This window comes from Exiguobacterium sp. N4-1P (genome assembly GCF_002214325.1).
In genome coordinates this window covers 2,878,016-2,897,708 of sequence record NZ_CP022236.1, presented here as the reverse complement: position 1 = coordinate 2,897,708, position 19,693 = coordinate 2,878,016, and the positions used below count along the sequence as shown (strand labels likewise).

General features: G+C 48.1%; 20 protein-coding genes and 1 riboswitch. Of the genes, 13 read left to right on the top strand and 7 right to left on the bottom strand.

Annotated elements, in window-relative coordinates; translation table 11 throughout:
- Positions 1-42 precede the first annotated feature (42 nt).
- Together A0126_RS14795 and A0126_RS14790 are read right to left on the bottom strand one after the other, a co-directional pair.
- The gene (locus tag A0126_RS14795) at positions 43-285 is read right to left on the bottom strand and encodes a hypothetical protein (RefSeq protein WP_088838288.1); all 243 of its coding nucleotides are present in this window, start codon (positions 283-285) and stop codon (positions 43-45) included.
- A 49-nt stretch (positions 286-334) separates the two neighbouring features.
- The gene (locus tag A0126_RS14790) at positions 335-967 is read right to left on the bottom strand and encodes an HNH endonuclease family protein (protein WP_088838287.1); all 633 of its coding nucleotides are present in this window, start codon (positions 965-967) and stop codon (positions 335-337) included.
- A 230-nt stretch (positions 968-1,197) separates the two neighbouring features.
- Between A0126_RS14790 and A0126_RS14785 the strand changes: the two genes are divergently transcribed.
- The 6 genes from A0126_RS14785 (at position 1,198) to A0126_RS14760 (ending at position 7,667) form a co-directional block, all read left to right on the top strand.
- Complete coding sequence (locus tag A0126_RS14785; RefSeq protein ID WP_088838286.1) at positions 1,198-1,416, top strand: hypothetical protein; 219 nt, start codon at positions 1,198-1,200, stop codon at positions 1,414-1,416.
- Between the two features lie 27 nt (positions 1,417-1,443).
- On the top strand, positions 1,444-1,623 hold the full coding sequence (locus A0126_RS14780; RefSeq protein ID WP_088838285.1) for a hypothetical protein: 180 nt from the start codon (positions 1,444-1,446) through the stop codon (positions 1,621-1,623).
- Positions 1,624-1,748: 125 nt separating this feature from the next.
- Positions 1,749-2,945, top strand: a complete 1,197-nt coding sequence (locus tag A0126_RS14775; protein WP_088838284.1) for a DUF4317 domain-containing protein — start codon at positions 1,749-1,751, stop codon at positions 2,943-2,945.
- Positions 2,946-3,200: 255 nt separating this feature from the next.
- Positions 3,201-4,304 carry an alpha/beta hydrolase gene (locus A0126_RS14770; RefSeq protein WP_088838283.1) on the top strand — a complete coding sequence of 368 codons (1,104 nt, stop codon included), beginning with the start codon at positions 3,201-3,203 and terminating at the stop codon, positions 4,302-4,304.
- A 4-nt stretch (positions 4,305-4,308) separates the two neighbouring features.
- Positions 4,309-7,083, top strand: coding sequence for a glycoside hydrolase family 3 protein (locus A0126_RS14765; RefSeq protein WP_088838282.1), 2,775 nt, complete (start codon positions 4,309-4,311; stop codon positions 7,081-7,083).
- Between the two features lie 59 nt (positions 7,084-7,142).
- Positions 7,143-7,667: an SF0329 family protein gene (locus A0126_RS14760; RefSeq protein WP_088838281.1), complete on the top strand. Its 525-nt coding sequence runs from the start codon at positions 7,143-7,145 to the stop codon at positions 7,665-7,667.
- A gap of 47 nt (positions 7,668-7,714) precedes the next feature.
- On the opposite strand, the gene A0126_RS14755 is transcribed toward A0126_RS14760, so the two are convergent.
- Together A0126_RS14755 and A0126_RS14750 are read right to left on the bottom strand one after the other, a co-directional pair.
- The gene (locus A0126_RS14755) at positions 7,715-8,710 is read right to left on the bottom strand and encodes a tRNA dihydrouridine synthase (protein WP_088838280.1); all 996 of its coding nucleotides are present in this window, start codon (positions 8,708-8,710) and stop codon (positions 7,715-7,717) included.
- 139 nt (positions 8,711-8,849) lie between these two features.
- Entirely contained in the window at positions 8,850-10,436 is a 1,587-nt protein-coding gene (locus tag A0126_RS14750; RefSeq protein ID WP_088838279.1) for an FMN-binding glutamate synthase family protein, read from the bottom strand.
- Between the two features lie 160 nt (positions 10,437-10,596).
- Between A0126_RS14750 and A0126_RS14745 the strand changes: the two genes are divergently transcribed.
- From A0126_RS14745 to A0126_RS14735, 3 genes are read left to right on the top strand one after another with little or no spacing between them, the layout of a single operon-like run.
- Positions 10,597-11,076, top strand: coding sequence for an LURP-one-related/scramblase family protein (locus tag A0126_RS14745; protein ID WP_088838278.1), 480 nt, complete (start codon positions 10,597-10,599; stop codon positions 11,074-11,076).
- Positions 11,077-11,097: 21 nt separating this feature from the next.
- Positions 11,098-11,607, top strand: a complete 510-nt coding sequence (locus A0126_RS14740) for an LURP-one-related/scramblase family protein (protein ID WP_088838277.1) — start codon at positions 11,098-11,100, stop codon at positions 11,605-11,607.
- Positions 11,608-12,138, top strand: coding sequence for an NUDIX hydrolase (locus tag A0126_RS14735; protein WP_088838276.1), 531 nt, complete (start codon positions 11,608-11,610; stop codon positions 12,136-12,138).
- A 22-nt stretch (positions 12,139-12,160) separates the two neighbouring features.
- Here A0126_RS14735 and A0126_RS14730 read toward each other — a convergent pair whose 3' ends face one another.
- Together A0126_RS14730 and A0126_RS14725 are read right to left on the bottom strand one after the other, a co-directional pair.
- The gene (locus tag A0126_RS14730) at positions 12,161-12,478 is read right to left on the bottom strand and encodes a hypothetical protein (protein WP_255407451.1); all 318 of its coding nucleotides are present in this window, start codon (positions 12,476-12,478) and stop codon (positions 12,161-12,163) included.
- A 12-nt stretch (positions 12,479-12,490) separates the two neighbouring features.
- Complete coding sequence (locus A0126_RS14725; protein ID WP_088838274.1) at positions 12,491-13,432, bottom strand: MFS transporter; 942 nt, start codon at positions 13,430-13,432, stop codon at positions 12,491-12,493.
- A gap of 246 nt (positions 13,433-13,678) precedes the next feature.
- Here A0126_RS14725 and A0126_RS14720 point away from each other — a divergent pair, with 246 nt between their 5' ends.
- The 4 genes from A0126_RS14720 (at position 13,679) to A0126_RS14705 (ending at position 17,795) form a co-directional block, all read left to right on the top strand.
- On the top strand, positions 13,679-14,080 hold the full coding sequence (locus A0126_RS14720) for a PD-(D/E)XK nuclease family protein (RefSeq protein ID WP_157898503.1): 402 nt from the start codon (positions 13,679-13,681) through the stop codon (positions 14,078-14,080).
- Positions 14,081-14,111: 31 nt separating this feature from the next.
- A complete protein-coding gene (locus tag A0126_RS14715; RefSeq protein ID WP_088838272.1) occupies positions 14,112-14,639 on the top strand; it encodes a hypothetical protein in 528 nt (175 codons plus the stop codon).
- Positions 14,640-14,697: 58 nt separating this feature from the next.
- Positions 14,698-16,011, top strand: coding sequence for a calcium-binding protein (locus A0126_RS14710; protein WP_162288274.1), 1,314 nt, complete (start codon positions 14,698-14,700; stop codon positions 16,009-16,011).
- Positions 16,012-16,186: 175 nt separating this feature from the next.
- A riboswitch (glycine riboswitch) is annotated at positions 16,187-16,262 on the top strand.
- A gap of 162 nt (positions 16,263-16,424) precedes the next feature.
- Positions 16,425-17,795, top strand: coding sequence for an amino acid permease (locus A0126_RS14705; RefSeq protein ID WP_088838270.1), 1,371 nt, complete (start codon positions 16,425-16,427; stop codon positions 17,793-17,795).
- A 138-nt stretch (positions 17,796-17,933) separates the two neighbouring features.
- Here the strand turns inward: A0126_RS14705 and A0126_RS14700 are convergent, their stop codons facing one another.
- Entirely contained in the window at positions 17,934-19,460 is a 1,527-nt protein-coding gene (locus A0126_RS14700; protein WP_088838269.1) for a cryptochrome/photolyase family protein, read from the bottom strand.
- Between the last annotated feature and the right edge of the window lie 233 nt (positions 19,461-19,693).

Here is a 19,693-nt window from a genome sequence, read left to right as displayed (position 1 = left end):
CAGCCAAGACGAGAACCTTCGCCATGGCTGCTTTTTCTCTTCTTAAGTACGTTCAAGCACAGTTGCTAACATCCGGTGTACCACGTCATGATCGCGGGCATCATATAACTGATAATCTTTCCCTGGTAAGGTATAGACGTCTGTTGCCCCGGCATATAAAATCGCAAGCTCCAGCATGCCGTCCTCCTGGCATGTCGTCCGTAATTCCAGCTCGCCGCTGATGACGCCGACTTCATTTGTCATCACACCATGCGTGGCGGTGAAAGTAGAGGTTTTCGTTTCCATCGAATCAGTCCTTCCGGATAACTTGATTTATGGGGAATGTGTGCTTCTTTTAGTAATAACATGTGTTTAACATCGTTTGTAATGCTGTTTTTTCGGCTGCTTGGAGACTTAAGCCCCAGCGACTTTTTGTATGGATCCACATCTTCGAGTAACCACAGCTTGCACCCGAGCGTGTCGGTTGCCATGTTGATGGATCTTGGTCTCCTTTTGAACGGTTCGAGCTTGCAGAAACCGCAATCAGTTGCGGACCTGTCAGATCGTTTGCGAATGCTTGACGGGTCGTCGTCGTCCAGCTGCTTGCCCCAGAACGCCATGCTTCAGCGAGCGGCACGACGTGGTCGATGTCGAGATCGGACGGGTTCGTGAACGTCAGCCCGTCATAATAACTGTACCATGAGCCGGATGTGACCGGACAGTTGCCGACGTAAGAATCCGCATCACGTTTTAAGACGACTTGGCGTGTGTCACATCCACCACCTTGGCTGCTCCAATGCGGGAAGAGATCACGGGAGTAACCGGTCATCGTGCCCTCGGTCTTGACCGTTAATGCATTTAATTCAGACTGAGCGGTTGCTTTTGAAGGAAGTCCGGACGGGAGTGCCGAGACGGGTGAAAGGTCGAACTGAAATGCAGTGAGGAACAAGACAACGGATACGGCGAGTAACTTGAGTTTCTGGAACATGAACTGCCTCCTCTTATGTAGGTTATGATGAGAGAATCCTCTTACACTTTTCAGTATGCCATTGAATTTTTTTAAAAGGGTTGAAATCATGTAAAAATTACAAAAATTAAATGGTATTGACATGGACAATATGAAGACACAAAGAAAGTAGATTTATAAAACTGCCATAATAATAAAACTAGGAACTTTCGATGAAATAAAACGTATTAATTGAAAAAGGGGCTGAGACCATGAAAAAAAGATTACATTCATCTATTACATCTATCGTTCTTTTAACTGGTTTAGCGTTCGCGGTAGCCATTTCACTCGTCTTCGTCCAACGCCACCTTAATACGGTTCAGATTGAGTCCATTGTCGAGCAAGCGGATGAACGAGGTCTCGGCTACGAATTGGTGATCCATGAACCAATTACGAACTCTTACAGTTTTAGAGCCTTCGAACAGGATTGATACGAATTCCGTCAAAGGAGAAATCCATTGAAAGCCATCAGCCAGTTTTTACTGTTTTATGCCGTCACGGTGATGATTATTTATGTCGTCTCGATTTTTCTGCCGGTCGCGCTGAATTTCATCGTCTACTTTTCCATCGCGTTGCTGATTTTTCTGGTCGGTTATCTAATTAGACATTATTTATTCAGTTCCCGGGCGAAGAATTGAACTCTGTCAGCGAATTTGATTCAAATCTTGTATAGTAAAGGGGTACCTCTGTTCGATTCGGACAGGAGGCACTCTTTTTTTAAGAGCCATCAGGAATTCAAACGCCAAGGAGCTGAAGCTGTACCGTGAACAAACAAGACATCAGTGATATCCGTCGCCATTTTAAGGTCGACTCGGAACTACTTAAAATCAACGAAATTTATAATGTATATATCCGCAAGGAAACGAGTGAAATTTTCTATGAAGAAAGCCGACCGTTCGCTTTTCTCGAACTCGAGCAACAGGAACTATTCCTCGCGAACTTCAAGAAAGTTTTAACCGGTAAGCTCGACATCAAGCTGTTTGAGGTCAAGTTCCAGCAGCCGGAAGAAGGCGCGACCGGACATACGCAACAGTCGCTGTATGAAGGATTGTACACGGAAGAAACGGAAGACTGGACGGAGCAGATGCAACAGATTGCGCTGAAGATGGTGCAGGACGTGCAGTACGAAAACGATATCGTCGTCACGTTCATCCGTGGGCAGTATTACAAGACGACGAAACGGCAGGCAGACGAGACGGAAGTTGATAAGAACGATGAAGTCTATACGACACCGTTCATTCTCAGCAGTCTCAATCAGACGGAACTGCCGAAACAGTCGCTCGTCTTCGACTACGTTGATCTCGAATTCAAATCGAACCTGCTGATCAATCCGGTCATTAAACTCGCGTCACCGATCGGCGGTTTTTTATTCCCGTGCTTTACCGATAATGCGGCGGACGTCAACCGTGTCCTTTACACAGCAAGCAAGCCGAATAAACCGGACCTTGCCTTCATCGAAAATGTCCTGAACGGGGACCATATCGTGACGGCGGAAGAAGATAAAGCGGTCTTTGAAGAAATCGTCAAACTCGTCATCGGCGAAGAAGTCGATTCCAAAACGCTTGCCGGCGTCTATGAGGAAGTCAATCACCTGCTTGTGCTTGAGGATGAAAAAGAAGACGAGCCGGAAGAGATTCCGATGCTTGACGTCAAAGAAGTCGAACGGGTCTTAAAAGCGAGCGGCATCGAAGACGTCGACACGGAACAGGTCGAGCGGGCCTTTAAGACGGTCATCGATGATACGGCATACGAAATGAAGGCGAGCAACATCGTCCCGAACTATGAAGCGAAGTCGATTAAAATCAATACGAAAGTCGCAAACATCACGGTCAGTCCGCAAGACTTGAAGTACATCAAACAGGTCAACTACAACGGTAAACAGTGTCTGTTGATTGAAGTCGAGGAAGATACGATTATTGACGGCTTTAAGCTTGTTTCCGAAGAAAATATTTTAAGTTAAGTCAAAAAGCCACTCATTTTACGTCATTCCGGTAAGGAAAGCGCGCGAAAGATAAGTGGCTTTTTTTGAATCATCCAGAATGATTGATTAATCGGATAAAGATGCGTATGATTGGTTTTGTAAGCGGTATCTTTTTATTGATAAAGGGATCCTGAAAATTTTTTGAATATTTACGAAAGCGGTTTCGATACTTATTTTTACAAATGAATGATCTCTGATAAGCAAGCAAATGATGGAGTTAAAGGAGGAAGATGCATGGGACAGGATTATCAGCAATTGGTCGATCGGTTAGCGGAAAAAACGACTGGTAAACTGCAAGATGGCGTTGAAGTCGTCATCAAACCGGTGCCGGACCGCCAAGAAACAGGTGTGCTCGATCCACGGGTCATTGACGTGATGCAGCAACAACAAGACAGTCAACCGGCAGCACCATTTTCACTCGAAGCGGCACGGGCCGGGATGGGTTGGATCAATACTGATCTGACGACGACAGACATCACGACGGAAAACATCACGATACCGAGTGCCGAGCAACCGATTCCGGCACGAATCTATCGTCCCCGGTCGACGGAACCGTTACCGGCTGTTCTCTACTTTCACGGCGGCGGCTTTTTCGGCGGGACGCTTGAACCGGTCGAGCACCCGTGTAAGTTGCTGGCAGAAAGGGCGCACGTCGTCGTCATTTCCGTCGATTACCGGCTCGCACCGGAACATCCTTTCCCGAGCGGTCTGAACGATTGTTTCGCGGCCGTCAGATGGGTCTACGAACAGGCGCATGAGCTCGGCATCAACAGCGAGCAGCTAGCCGTCGCCGGCGACAGTGCCGGCGGCAACCTGGCGACCGTCTGTGCCCTGCTTGACCGCGAACAACAGACAGAGATGATCCAGTACCAAGTCCTGCTCTATCCGGTCGTTAATCTTGCCGCCTTGCCGACGGACGACTTCGAGTGGCGTCTTGACGCGTACGAGATGAACGAAAATCGTGAGTTACTTGAAGGGATTGTCACAGCACTTGAAGACACGGATGGCTTGTTAAACCGCTTGTACCTGCAAGGGACGACGGACGTACAGGATCCGCACGTCTCACCACTCTTCAGTGACAAGCTGGCAGAATTACCGGAAACGTTAATCATCACGGCAGAGTACGATTACCTCCGTCTTGAAGGCGAAGCGTACGGACGGAAACTCGCGCGGGCCGGCGTCAAAACAAAACGGATTCAGTACAACGGCATGGATCATGCCTTCATTGAAAAACTCGGGCAATACCCGCAAGCGGAAGACTGCATCACGGAAATCGCGAACGGTCTTCAGAAACGGTTTGCTGAGATAAAATCTGATACAAACACCATAGGGGGATGAGCAGATGACGACATACACGCTAGATTGGGACGCTTATACAGCACTTGCACGAAAGACGGCCGCAGAAGGCGCGGTCCTGTTAAAAAATGATAATCAGACGTTACCACTTGCTACCGGGACAACGATTTCTGTTTTTGGACGCAATCAGTTCAATTATTATAAAAGTGGAACAGGATCAGGTGGAATGGTCAACGTCTCATACGTAGTCAGTCCGCTCGAAGCCCTGCAACGTCATCCGGATTTGACACTGAACCAGTCGTTACTCGACGTCTATGAAGCATGGCTCGAAGATCACCCCTTTGATAAAGGGGAAGGTTGGGCGGCAGAAACATGGTCACAGGAAGAAATGCCGGTTAGCGATGAGTTGGTCGCAGCCGCAGCGGAACAGTCAGATGTCGCCATCGTCATGATCGGCCGGACAGCCGGTGAAGACCGGGATAACACGGCGGACCCGGGCAGTTATCTGCTGACGGACGTCGAGTTGACGTTGATCGAAAAAGTCTCGCAGACCTTCCCGAAGACGGTTGTTTTACTGAACGTCGGGAACGTCATCGATATGCAGTGGGCAGTCGATTTCAATCCGAGTGCGATTCTGTACGGATGGCAAGGCGGGATGGAAGGCGGCAATGCCTTAGTCGATCTGTTGACGGGCGCAGTCACACCATCCGGGAAACTGCCGGATACGATTACCCGTTCACTTGATGCGTATCCGTCGACACCGTACTTCGGTCACGAAGACCGGGCGATTTACAAAGAAGATATCTATGTCGGGTACCGTTACTTCGAGACGTTTGCGAAAGACGACGTTCTCTATCCGTTCGGATTCGGCTTATCGTATACGACGTTTGACGTCGCGACGGATACGATCGATATGACGGAGCAACAGGTGACGTTAACCGTCACCGTCACGAATACAGGAGAGCACAGCGGAAAAGAAGTCGTCCAGGTCTATCTTGAGAAACCACAAGGGAAGCTCGGCAATCCGGCCCGCGGACTTGTGACGTTCGCGAAGACCCAACTCCTTGAAGCGGGTCAAAGTGAAACGCTGACGTTAACGGTTCCACTGACGGAATACGCGAGCTACGATGACTCCGGTCAGACCGGTCATAAATCGTCTTACGTCATCGAAGCGGGAGTATATCATCTGTACGTCGGAACAGATGTCCGGACGGCGGCGCACGTGGCCACGCAAACGATCGGGCAGTTACAGGTGATCGAGACGTTAAGCGAAAACATGGCACCGGTCACGGCATTCGACCGCTTGAAGCCGCAACAGACGGAGACCGGTTACGACGTGTCGTACGAAGCGACACCATTGCGGACGATTGATCCGGAAGCCCGTCGCTTAGCGGAACGTCCCGTAGAGCGGATCTACTCGGACGATCAAGGACTGACATTGCAGGACGTTTACGAAGGCAACACATCACTCGACGTGTTCCTCGATCAGTTAACGGATGAGGATCTCGCCGCGATCGTCCGCGGTGAAGGGATGAATTCACCGCGTGTCACACCGGGAACAGCGGCGGCGTTTGGCGGCGTGACCGACCGGCTGACGGCGTTCGGGATCCCAGCAGCCTGCTGTGCCGACGGTCCGTCCGGCATCCGGATGGATATCGGAACAAAAGCCTTTTCGCTTCCGAACGGGACGCTTGTCGCCTCGACCTTTAACGTCGAGCTCGTGGCTGACTTATTTGAGATGACAGGACTTGAACTTCGGAAAAATGGCGTCGATACTTTGCTCGGACCGGGGATGAACATTCACCGTCATCCGCTCAACGGGCGAAACTTCGAGTACTTCTCGGAAGATCCGCACCTGACGGGGATGATGGCGGTCGCTGAACTGGACGGGATGCACCGGGTCGGCGTGACGGGAACACTTAAACATTTAAGCGCCAACAACCAGGAATTCCATCGCCATGATCTCGATTCGATTGTCTCGGAACGGGCCTTACGGGAGATTTATCTCAAAGGATTTGAGCATGCTGTCAAACGCGGGCAAGCCTATGCGATTATGACGACGTATGGTGCCGTCAATGGCCTTTGGACAGCTGGACTCTATGATCAGAACACCCGGATTCTGCGTGACGAGTGGGGCTTTGAAGGTGTCGTCATGACCGACTGGTGGGCGAAGATCAATGCTGAAGGAACGGACGCGAACCGTCAACAAACGGCAGCGATGGTCCGTTCGCAAAACGATTTATACATGGTCGTCGGTGAATCGGGTGCCAATCCGTTTGAGGATGATACATTAACATCAATCACTGACGGCACATTGACACGGGCGGAGCTACTCCGGAGTGCATCAAACATTTGCCGCTTCATTCTCCGCTCACCGGTCATGGAACGGGCGCTTGGTCAAGAAGCGACAGTTGAAGTGATAGGATTACCAGAAGAAACAATGGATACAAACGAACAAGCCATGACGCATCAACCACTCATCAGTGGTGTGCCACTGGTCTTCGATGAACTTGTTACGTCAACTGGGAACAGTCATGTTTTTGCTGTGACTGCAGAAGAGACAGGTATGTATCATGTTTCGCTAGAAGTACGTTCGTTTGCCGGTGAGCTGGCGCAGATGCCGGTGACGCTGTTTGCGAACAATATGCCGGTCGCGACCTTTACATTCAACGGGACGAACGGCGAATGGGTGACGCAAACGAAAGACGTTTTCGTCTTTAATCCGCATAATTACTTCAAGCTCTACTTTACGCTCGGGGGTCTTGATGTGAAGCAAATTACTTTCACGTTGACGGAGTCGTTCGATATGAAGAACGGGTAAACTAAACACCAGGCAGTCAGTTGTTGCCTGGTGTTTGATGTGTGTAAAAGGAGGACCCGATGCAATTCTCAAAAATAAAAAAACAGATGTTGTCGTTTGTCGCACCATCGCTTCAGACACGTATAAATCTCTATGCAACAGTCGATCGTCATTTTCATGACGGCGAAGCTCGAGTCTGGATGACACTGGATGGAAAACCCTTTTTTAAGGCCGAAGATTTACGTTTTACATTAGAGTCAGATCGTCGTTATGCGTTGGTGAAGAACCGCTTGCCGGAAAAGCCGGAACAGATTACGTTGGAAATCTTTCAATCAGACTGGTATAAGGCATCAAGTGAATTAGACCAGCAAATCGAACGGGAGTTGGAACAAGAGGGATGGCATGCCAATTATGCCGTCCAACAGGATTTTCTGTTGTACCCGACACTATCAATTGAAGAAGCGTTGACGCATCCCCATGCCTTTATCCGCGGCTTTGCCTTGCTCGACCGGCGTGTCGGAAAGCGGCGGCTTGAACGGGTGACCTGCGACACACCATTTGAATTCACCTGTTTAAAGATTCGACTGGAAGCGGTAGCGAACTGACGACAAAAAGAGCAAGGCGCGTGGCCTTGCTCTTTCACATGATTACATTAAATCGAAAACGAATTGACGGCGTGAATGCCTTCCTGTTCGACGAATTCGTCGAGCAGCGCCCGGACGTCGTCCGTTGAATTCGTTTCCATCAAACGGGCGCGCAATTCGCTCGCCCCGCGGAAACCGCGGACATAAATCTTGAAGAACCGGCGGAGCGGTTTGAAGAGACGGGGTTCGAATTCAGATGAGTACTGATCATGCAGGTCGAGTTGCAGACGTAACAAGCCTAGTAACTCTTCGCTCGAGTGCTCTTTCTTTTCGACTTCGAACGCAAACGGGTTATGGAAAATCCCGCGACCGATCATGACACCGTCGACACCGTACTGCTCGACGAGTTCCAGACCATGCTGCCGGTCGTTGATGTCTCCGTTGATCGTCAGGAGCGTTTGCGGCGCGATTTCATCGCGGAGTTTCTTGATTTCCGGAATCAGTTCGAAGTGCGCCGGGACGGCACTCATTTCTTTACGCGTCCGCAAATGAATCGACAGATTGGCGATATCCTGCTCGAGAATGTGGCGTAACCAGTCGTGCCACTCCTCGATTTTCGAATAGCCGAGACGCGTCTTGACGCTGACCGGCAGACCGCCGGCTTTCGCTGCTTGAATCAGTTCGGCCGCAACGTCGGGACGGTTGATCAAGCCTGATCCTTTTCCGTTGACGGCGACGTTCTGGACCGGGCAACCCATGTTGATATCGATGCCTTTAAAGCCCATTTCCGCCATCCCGATACTCATCTCACGGAAATATTCCGGCTTGTCGCCCCAAATGTGGGCGACCATCGGCTGTTCATCTTCCGTGAACTCGAGGCGTCCGCGGACACTCTGTTTGCCTTTCGGATGACAGTAACTCTCGGTGTTCGTAAATTCAGTGAAGAAGACATCCGGCCGCGCTGCTTTCGCGACGACGTGACGGAAGACGACGTCGGTGACATCTTCCATTGGTGCAAGTACAAAAAATGGTCGTGGCAGGTCCTGCCAAAAGTTGTTTTTCATCGTATATAAAACCCTTTCCTTAAGGTAATTCGTTTTGCTCAATTAAAATTTCATCAACTATATACTTTAAGCGTATTGCAGAAAAAGTGCAAGCAGCTGACTCCACAGATCGTAGGAGTCAGCTGCTTGCACACGTCAATCATTTCAATGGATTGTAGTTCAGCGCCGTTGCTTTCGTGACATGACCATGTTGATCCTTGTAGATGATGTGTTCAGCCGTTAGCTGCGTCGGGCTTTCAAGTCCGGCCGCTGCCGTCAAATTATAGAGCCCTTCCCGAAGCGAGATGATGTAGTTCGTCACCCGGAAGCTCTTCTCGTCGACGATGAGGGCCTTTTGCAGTTTCGGATCCGTCGTCGCGACACCGACCGGACAATGGTTTGTGTGACAGACTTGTGCCTGAATGCAACCGACGTTGAACATCAGGCCGCGGGCGATGTTGACGAAATCAGCACCGAGCCCTAAGGCGACGGCAATCTTATCGGCACTGATCAACTTACCGGACGCAAACAGTTTAATCCGGTCACGAATCCCGTATGCGACGAGGAGCTGATGGACATAGGGGAGCGCCGATTTGATCGGAAGACCCGCCGCGTCGGCGAGCTCCTGGAACGACGCCCCGGTCCCGCCTTCGCCGCCGTCAATCGTAATGAAATCGGGATGTTTGCCGGACTCCGCCATATAGGCGACAAGATCCTTGATGTCATCGACTTTCCCGACGACGATTTTGATACCGACCGGCTTCCCACCGATGTCGCGTAACTTCTCGACGAACGTTAGCATCTCGGCGTTCGTCTTGAACTCATTAAAGCGGTTCGGGCTATCGATGCCGACACCGGCTTTGACTTTCCGGACTTTGGCGATCTCCGGTGTGACCTTTTCACCTTCGAGGTGACCACCACGCGTTTTTGCACCTTGGGCAAGTTTTAATTCGAATGCTTTGACTTGAGGAATTCGACTTTTCTGTTCAAATTCTTCGAATGAAAAGTCACCGTCTTCCGTCCGGACGCCAAACAGTCCGGGACCGATTTGGCAGATGATATCGACGTCGCCTTTTAAATGGTGGTCGGACAGACCACCTTCGCCCGTGTTCATCCAGGCGCCTTGGGCACGTCCGAGGCCAATCGACAGCGCAGTGATCGCCCGGTCTCCAAGTGCTCCGAAGCTCATCGCTGATTGCCCAATCAGTCCGCGGACTTGAAACGGCTGGCGGCACGTCGCTTCACCGATGATCGGGGCGTCGTTGTCCTGTAATAAAAAGGGCGCGACTTGTTTTTCGACGAGATGTTCTTTCCGGGTGAATAAATTATCTTGATCGAGTTCATATAAGTAGGTTGGAACTTTGTTATCGTTCGCGACCCGGAGTTCATCGCGGTTCGTCGGAAAGAGGGCATTCTGGATATAAAAACCGGCTTCATCGAAGTCACGTTCTGATCCAAAACCGAGAATCCGTGAATTGTATTTACCGGCGATGACGGCTGATTTGTAATCGTTTCGGGAAAATGGTTTTCCTTCATTGTTGTTCAAGAACAGGTATTGCCGAAGTTCCGGACCCATCTTTTCTAAGATATAACGCATTTTACCGAGGACGGGAAAATTTCGGAGGACGGCATGTTCTTTTTGACGTGAATCGGTCGCCCATAAGTAGAGAACGACAATAAGCGGGACGATGAAGACGAGCGCAACGAGCAGAAGTAAGGTAATCAAGATGACGGTATGGATGGGCATGAGTGGACCTCCTAAGCGAACTGTAGTCTTAATCCGATACCACTCACGAGACGCTAACAAACCTAACTAACTATGTGAAATATTCGTATTGTGTTGAAACTAAATACTAGTGTGGTGCGTAGAATAATAAAACTTCTGAATTTCGAAAGGATGAAGAGCCATGCACACACTTTACATGAAACAGAAAGTATTCAGTTTACGGGGACGTTTTTCGATTCAAGATCAGCAGGAACAGGATGTCTATCTCGTCGAAGGAAGCTTCATGCAAATTCCGAAGACCTTTTCGATTTCGAGCGTCGACGGGGAAGAAGTCGCCGTCATCACGAAGAAAGTATTCAGCCTGTTGCCGAAATTTTTTGTTGAGGTCGATGGCGAAACACTGACGATCGAAAAATCATTTACATTCTTTAAAGACCGTTACACGATTGACGCGGCAGATTTAGAAATCGACGGCGATTGGTGGGACATGGATTTTCAAATCAAACGTCATGGGGAAGTCGTCGGAAGTGTCGATAAAAAATGGTTCACGTTTGGTGACAGTTACGAGATTCAAGTCTTTGACCCGGATGTCGAGAAGGTGTTGATTGCGCTGGTCGTCGCAATTGACTGTGTCAAAGAGGACGAAGAGGCCAGTTCATAAACCGAACTCAGGGAGGAACCGATGAAAGCACTTTTGATGAACCAGACGATGGATTTGAACCGTCGTTTTACGATTCAAGATGGGTCAGGTCAAGTCGCATATAAAGTGACCGGGCAGTTGTTGCAAATGCAGAAAAACTGGCAACTCGTGCAAGAAACAGCCGAGGTCGGCCGCGTGACGAAACAGACGTTCAGTATGCTGCCGCATATCCTTGTGGAAGTGGACGGACGTGTCGTTGCAACCATTCAAAAAACAGGGTTTTTGATGTTTGCGGATTACCGGATTGACAGCCGGGACCTGCAGATCGACATCAACTGGGCGACGATGACGTTTAGTGTCACGTATCAAGGAAACAAAATAGGTCAAGGCAAAAGACGGTGGGTTCGTCTCAGCAAACAGTACGAACTGACACTGTTCGACGAGACGGCGGAGACACTCTTTTTAAGTGTCGTGCTCGGACTCGACCGGGCGAAAGCAGACAAAACGGTCTCGACGCTGTTTGCGGACAATTGGGCAGGGGGGAAGAAGTAAATGGAACAATGGGATATCTATACCGCGGACCGCGAGAAAACAGGACGGACATGGACACGGGGAAAGAAGTTACAAGACGGCGATTATCATCTAGTCGTGCACGTCTGTCTGTTTAACTCAAGCGGCGAAATGTTGATTCAGCAACGGCAACCTTTCAAAGAAGGCTGGTCCAACTTGTGGGACTTGACCGTCGGGGGAAGTGCGGTCGCGGGAGACACGAGCCAGCAGGCGGCAGCACGGGAGCTGTTTGAAGAGATTGGCCTGCGTTACGATTTTGAGGGCATGCGCCCACATTTGACGTCGCATTTTGATGAAGGGTTCGATGATGTTTACTTAATTGAGGCAGATATCGATTTGTCGACACTCGTCTTACAACAGGAAGAAGTGCAAGCTGTCGCCTGGGCGACGGAGGAGGAAATCATCGCCCGGATTCAAGCAGGGACGTTCATTCCGTATCATGAAGGTTTAATTCCGATGCTGTTTGCGTTACGTAAGCAACGCGGCAACATCACATCATACGCGTTATTGTAACTAAAAACCCATCGTATTTTCGTCAGGAAACACGATGGGTTTTTGCAATGTTACGCCGTTTTTTTGGAAGCGGGTTGCGTCTGCTTCGGTTTTGTTTCAGGTAAGAAAAAGCTGAAAACAGATAAGTCGAACAGCTGACGAAAAAGACGACCATCGAGACGGTATAGCCCATATGACCGAGGGCATAGCTCCAAATGATGGTGAAAATCGTCTGCGTCGCATAAGCGATTGCCCAAAACAGACCGAAGAGGACGGTGATTTTTTGCGGTGTCATCCCTTTCATCTCGTGTGCCAAGTTCATGAAAATCGGATACTGGATGTACATCGCAAAACCGGAAATGAAGGCAAAGATTTACGAAACGAGTGGCGAGATGTTGCCGAACGCAACCGTAACGATGAAACTGCCAATCATGATGAGTCCGCTGGTCAGGAGAATCGGTTTTCGCGGTGTTCCGCGACTGCCGATTTTCAGACCAACAAAAGTTCCGATGATGCCGGCACCGGAGACAAGCAGGTTGACGAGTGAACCGTTCAGTTCGGTGTACGTATCGAACACCGGTTTGAGACCGACGAGTGACAAAATGTAGAGCGTCAAGAAACCGCCGAATGCAATCGCATACTTCCATAAGAAGCTGTCTTTGATGGCATCGCGGTAGCCGTAAGCTGTCACGGCTTCGTTTTGATCGCTTGCTGCATTTAAGTCGAATTCTTCACTGAACATCAACCAGGCAAGGAACAGGACTGCTGTCAACGCAGCAAAAATCGTCAATGTCAGTTGCCAGTTGTTCGTGAACTGGGTCGCAAAAAACGTAAACAGTAATGAAACAACGAACGCACCAACGTTATACGAGACGGTATTGAGCGCATTGATTCGCAGTTTTTCCGTCGGATCACTGATGTAGCGGGTGACGACCGGATTCATGTAGACGATGACCATCGAACAGCCGAGACCCATGACCATTCGTGCTGCCGTATAGGCCCAGTAGTTCGGCAGATAAATGGCGACGATCGCCATCATCAGAAACAACAGGGCGAGCATCGGTGCTTTTTTCGGTCCCAGTTTCATCAGGATGAGTGCCGCCAGGATGTTCGCAAAGACGCGTGCGGTCGTGATCGAGTAATTGACGAGCTGTGAAATCAGTGGATCAACCGTCCGGTCCCCGAAGAAATGAGCCGTGATTTGCGGAGTCAGGGAGGATCCGGCGACCCAGTTCATGGCGAACGTCGCATACGCGAACCAGAGAACAGCCATCATCAAATACCCTTTTCGTGCATGACTTGCTTGTGTAGACATAATGTACCCCTTCTTTTCTTAAGACAATTCCCTGTAGAGACAGGGATTCGAACTACTTCACTTTGTTATCAATTCGTTAAATGTAGTCGAGTTCGAAGGGGAAGTAAAATAGATATATCTTATAAGAACTATAAGTAAATAGCATGAATAGAAACTTAATTCATTCTTTAAAAGAATGAATTAATAATGATTCTTTTAATCCATTTTTTGGATATGATTAATAAAAGGAAAAGGAGGTCTCTACTGATGAAGCCTAATTTATTTGATTATGCCACGAGCGAACTGTCACAAGATGCTTTTTTATGTTGGCTGTTGAAGTGGGGGGAAGCCGGTCTGCATTCAGTCAATCAGGAGTTACATCGTGGTGCGACACGATTCATACATAAAATTTTTTCACTGCACGATTACACCCTGGATGAGACAGTTCATCAGGTCCGTATCATTCGTCAATCCAAAGGGTTGGATGTATTAGCCATCATTAATGAAAAATATGCAATTTTAATTGAAGATAAGACATTCACTTCGGAGCATTCCGGACAACTCGAGCGTTACTTGGAAGAAATAAAAACGAATGTCGTAACACGAGACTATATCCCCTTACCGATTTATTACAAAATCATCGAGCAGTCAAATCATCGTAGTACGTAAAGCAGGTTATCAACTGTTCACCCGCCAAGAAATGATTAAGATTTTAGAACATGATGATCGGAAGATTCCGGAGAATGCGGTTTTAGCAGACTACCTTCAACATCTGAAGCGGCTAGACAATGATATCAATTCGTATAAAACGCTTCCGGTCGCGGAATGGACAGCGTTCTCTTGGCAAGGATTTTATCGCGATTTACAAGACGTGCTCGATGGGAAGTGGGGTTACGTAGCAAACGCGAGAGGTGGATTTTGGGGGTTTTGGTGGGGGAAAGAAAAAAAACTTAACTATTATCTGCAGTTAGAGCAGACTATTCTAAAAGCAAAAATGAAAAGTAAATCAAAACAAAATTTGAATTTGAAGACGTATCGGGATCAAGTAATGAACGATTTATTAACTAATTCAAAAAATAAAAATTTATCTCTATCTCCACCTAAAGTATTAAGAATCGGAAAAACAATGACGATAGCACAAAGACGAGATCATTTACAACTTTTTCCTAATGGTTGTATAGATATGGAGGCGACAATCAGAGAACTTCAACGGTATGATATGCATTGAGCCGGTAGGGTCACTAGTTGCGGTAAGCTTAAATCATGAAAAAGTGAGGAATAACGAAATGAAATTAATAAAAAATGTATCAGCTGTTCTATTACTGATTTTTTTAGTACTCTCTATTCAAAATATGGAGTCAGTCAGTGCTAAGACATTTAAAACGGTTGATGGGAAAAAATGTACCATCGTAGGAACTAAAAATAAAGATATTCTCATCGGTTCAAAGAAAAATGATGTAATATGCGGCTTAGGTGGAAATGATACGATTAAAGGATTAGGTGGAGCTGACACCATCGATGGTGGTACAGGAAACGACACCATACTTGCTGGAAGCGGAAATGATGTAATTTATGGTGGCACAGGAAACGACACTATCGATGGTGAAAGTGGATCGGACATGATGGTTGGTGGGAGTGGTAAGGACACAGTTACATATGCAAAACGTAAAGCAACCGTACGAGTTGATTTGGATGGAAAAAAAGATGATGGAGAAAAGGGGGAAAAAGATTTAGTAAAATCGGATATTGAAAATATAGTTGGTGGTGTAGGAAACGATTCGTTAACTGGAAATGATCATTCTAATGTTATCGAGGGAGGTAAAGGGAACGATACGATTAAAGGCGGTAAAGGAAATGATGAGATTAAAGGAAATGACGGAGACGACAAATTAATTGGGGACAAGGGAGAAGATAAGCTTAACGGCGGTCTCGGAAGTAATACATGTTATCTAGATGAAAATGATGAGACAAGTGTAAGCTGCCAATTATTAAAGGATCTCGGTGATTTAGTGGTCCGAGTGAAAGGGAACATTAGCAATAGTGATTTAAATGGATGTTATTTTTTCTTAAATAGCATTGTAGGTGAAGAACCGGCAGCATCAGGACGCATTGATGAGAAAGGTAACTTTGAATTTGACGCTTTTACAGGAAAGTATTATAACTGGCAAGTCGGTAAGCTATATGAAAGTGGTTATACGGATTATCCGGGAGAAAATCCTAGTTGTAAATCTAATATAGTACTGTCAGGAAATATGTACTCATTAGACATTAATCACTCTACGCCGAAATTTTCAATGAAATTGCCAGATTTAATTGATACAACAATAAGTGTACGTAATTCTTCAGGTAAACGATTGAGCGGTCTTAAAACTTCTCATTTTACTGGTGGACAAGTGATAACTCCGTCTTCATGGGATGAAAATAGCTACTATACTATTATGATACCGCCTTTTACAACACAAACTGACAAAGATTATAAAGTTAAGGTTTTAAAAGACCAGTCTTACGATATATATTTATCCGGAAAAATATATGGGATGAAAATTTCTAGAAGATTTCAAGGTGAGTGGTCAAAAGAAGTGAATTTAGTTGTGAAATAACTACTTACAAATACATTTTAACTTTCAATCTGTGAAAGAAGAAATAAAACAACGGAACAAAAGCATTGACAAACGATTTAAGGATTACTAGAATTAAAAACAATTCAGGTGATTATGTCACCTCAGCAACCGAATAAAAGAGAAAGCTATGATTGTCATGGGTCACACTATGGCAGGAGCAGCTTCTGGAGAGACCGTATATACGGCGCCGAAGGGTTCACAATCTCAGGCAAAAGGACAGAAGAGTACTAAATCTTGATTCTTTGAATTGGCGTCGCCAGTCAAGGGATGATTATTTGCTATTCTGATGATTTTTTTGAGATTGGACACCCGTCCAGTCTCTTTTTTTTGTTGGACTGACAGAACAGTCCGACCGGGGGAACTAGAGAAAGCATTCAAGGAGGAGTTCAGGTTTGGAACAACAAGAAGGATTGAAACGGGATTTATCGAATCGGCACGTCCAGTTGATTGCGATTGGGGGAACGATTGGGACAGGATTGTTTTTAGGATCTGGGAAAGCGATTCAACTCGCGGGACCATCGATCGTCTTTGCGTATTTACTCGTCGGGATTGCGATTTTCTTCGTCATGCGGGCACTGGGAGAATTGTTATTGTCAAAAGCCGGATACGGATCATTAACGGATATCGCAGAAGATTATCTCGGTCCACGTGCCGCGTTCGTGACCGGCTGGACGTATTGGTTCTGCTGGATCATGACGGCGATGGCGGACGTCATTGCGGTCGGCGTGTACGTGAAATACTGGTTCGATATTCCGCAGTGGATTCCGGCTGTGATCTCGCTCCTGATTTTACTCGGCTTTAATTTACTGACAGTCAAACTGTTTGGGGAACTTGAATTTTGGTTCGCCTTGATTAAGGTCATTACGATTTTAGGTTTAATTGGTGTCGGGATCGTCTTACTGATCATCGGTTTCCAAACCGATTCAGGTCCTGTAACCGTCAGTAATTTGTGGCAACACGGCGGAATGTTCCCGAACGGTGTGACCGGCTTCCTGTTGTCCTTCCAGATGGTCGTCTTCGCCTATGTCGGAGTTGAATTAATCGGGGTCTCAGCAGCGGAAACAGCCGATCCGAAAAAGAACATTCCATCTGCCATCAACAAGATTCCGTTACGGATTCTCTTCTTCTACGTCGGGGCGTTACTGGTTCTCCTGATGATCAATCCGTGGACGGGACTAAATGCGACGGAAAGTCCGTTCGTTAAAACGTTCAGCTTGATTGGAATCCCGCTTGCTGCCGGCGTCATCAACTTCGTTGTCTTGACGTCTGCTGCCTCAGCCTGTAACAGCGGAATGTTCTCGACAAGCCGGATTCTCTATAATCTCGGAAATCAAAAACAGGCACCGGCTAATTTTTCGAAGCTCAATAAAAACCATGTTCCGGCGAACGCCTTGTTCATCTCAACACTCGTCGTGTCGGGCGGAGCGTTACTCAGTAAATTGATCCCGGGACAGGCCTTCAGCATCGTCACGACAATCAGTGCGATCTGTTTCATCTGGGTCTGGGGTGTAATTCTCGTCTGTCACTTGAAATATAAGAAAACACAACCGGAACTGCATGCGGCGTCAACGTTCAAGGCACCGTGGACACCGTTCGTCAACTACCTCGTCCTCGGATTGTTCGGACTGATCCTCGTCGTCATGCTCGTCGCGGATGAAACCCGTCCGGCCTTACTCCTGACACCGGTCTGGTTCATCGGATTGTTTGTCCTGTATCAGTTGCGGACGAAAAAACATCAAAAAGCAGAACGGCACAGTGCGTGATGAAAAAACAGAGCAGCGTCTGACAAAGGCGCGCTCACTTTTTTTCACCCGCGCTCCTGAGCTGAAAGACAAAGACCCGATTGCCTGCCGAAGAAGACAGGGAGTCGGGTCTTTGTCGAGTCTGTCGCAGTGGCAGACTCAGCGATGAAACTGTCCGTCCGCCAACTGTTTCTTCAATGCCGTCGCTTTTTTACGGATGGCCTGCTGATCCGCTTTGTCCCGCTTAGCCCACTGCCGGTACATCATCGTTATCCGTTGATTGCCGGAGAAGCGTTCCTCGTGCCTCGCGATGAAGTCCCAGTACAAGGCATTGAACGGACAGGCCTCGTCACTTAGGGCCTCCTTCTGATTAAAGGGACAGTTCCCGCAGTAGTCGCTCATCTTATGGATGTAGTTCGCCGACGCGATGTACGGTTTCGTCGAGAGGAGACCACCGTCGGCATGCAAGGCCATGCCGAGTACATTCGGAAGGACAACCCAGTCATAGGCGTCGATGTACATTTCATTAAACCAGTCCGCCGTTTGTTGCGGCGAAATCTCAAACAGATTGGCAAAGTTTCCGAGCACCATCAGCCGCTGGATATGATGATTGTGCGCCGTTTCGATGACAGGGCGGAGCGACTCGGCGACGCAGGTCATCGTCGTCTGACCGTCCCAGAAGAAGTCCGGCAAGTCACGATCGTGTTTGAGGACATTGACCTGTTCATAACCGGGCATCTCACTCAGATAGACGGCCCGCATGTACTCACGCCACCCGAGAATCTGGCGGATGAACCCTTCGACGGCATTGAGCGGCGCCTCCTGTTCTTCGAGCGCTGCCGCAACGGCTTTGATGACTTCGTCCGGTGACAGCAATCCGATATTGATCGACGAGGAAAGGAGAGAGTGTGATAACGTATCCTCTCCTGTCAGCATCGCGTCCTGATAGGTTCCGAATGTCTCAAGCCGTTCGTCGATGAAACGGGCGAGTGCCCGCTGTGCTTCCTGTCGTGTGACCGGCCAGTGGAACGTATCGAGCTGCCCCGGATGATCGGCAAACGTCGTCTCGACTTTGTTGATGACATCACGCGTAATCTGATCCGGCCGGAACCGGATCGGTGCTTTAAAATCGACGCCGTCCTTCGCCGGTTTTCGGTTATCGGCGTCAAACGACCATTTTCCGCCGAGCGGTTTGGTTCCGTTCATTAACAGGAGGCGGTCTTTTCGGAGTTGACGATAGAACCGGTCCATCTTCCACGGTTTGTCCCCGAGCATGGCGACGGCTTCGTCCTGTGTCAGCAAAAAGAGCGGAACGTCGGAACAGACATCGACGGTGATTGTCTTCGGAAGACCTTCCTGGAATTTTTTCATGGCACGGCGCATCGGTTCGTCTGTGATGGCTGTATAGAGCAGGTGCGTCGGTTTGTATTGTTGCTGGTGCTGCTTCCATGCTTCGTCAAACGAATCCGCTTCCCGGTAATCGACCGTAAACCCTTTATCCCGGAGTTCGTCTGCGAAATGACGCATCGCTGAAAAAATCAGCACCAGTTTTTGTTTGTGGTACGTTTTCCAGGTCGAGCGGGACGTTGCTTCGACCATCAGGATGACATCGTGTTTCGGATCCGCTTCCTGCAGAAGCGGTAACGTGTGGTTCAGCTGATTGCCAAAAATCCAGCGTGTCGCCATGAATCATTCCCCCTTTTTCTTCTACTAGAATATATATCCGCTTTCTCTGAAAGTATGTCTCAGGATGTGCGCGTGCGATTCAGGGAAAGTGCATCTATTTTAAGTCGGAAACACCCAATATTTTAATATATGAACGACCTGTGATAGGGTTATAATGGAAAGGTAAGTTGTCGTCATGAGAGCGCTCTATTTTTCATGGCAGGTCCATAATATCAACGGGGATAGGAAGGATA